Origin of the sequence: Bacillus cereus group sp. BfR-BA-01379, from assembly GCF_022663605.1 — a bacterium.
GTDB classification, from domain to species: domain Bacteria; phylum Bacillota; class Bacilli; order Bacillales; family Bacillaceae_G; genus Bacillus_A; species Bacillus_A mobilis.
On record NZ_JAKUFT010000239.1, the window covers coordinates 1 to 295 of the forward strand.

Genomic DNA, 295 nt, shown 5'->3' on the forward strand with positions numbered 1-295 from the left:
TATCATATATTACGTTATATTTTATACCTCTTGTACATACATCAATTTGTAGACAAACAAAAAACCTTGTTATCAAAAGATAACAAGGTTTTCTTAGCGTCCCAGGAGAGATTCGAACTCCCGACCGTACGCTTAGAAGGCGTATGCTCTATCCGGCTGAGCTACTGGGACATGGAGCGGGTGAAGAGAATCGAACTCTCGACCAGAGCTTGGAAGGCTCTTGTTTTACCACTAAACTACACCCGCATATGTTATTTTATTTTTCTTCGTTAGCGCCGTTGCCCTATCGACAATA

2 tRNA genes are annotated in these 295 nt (G+C 41.4%); both read right to left on the reverse strand.

The annotated features are described in order from the left end of the window. Nucleotides 1-97: 97 nt before the first annotated feature. Nucleotides 98-171, reverse strand: a tRNA-Arg gene (locus MR113_RS27645). 1 nt (nucleotide 172) lies between these two features. Continuing rightward, nucleotides 173-246, reverse strand: a tRNA-Gly gene (locus MR113_RS27650). Between the last annotated feature and the right edge of the window lie 49 nt (nucleotides 247-295).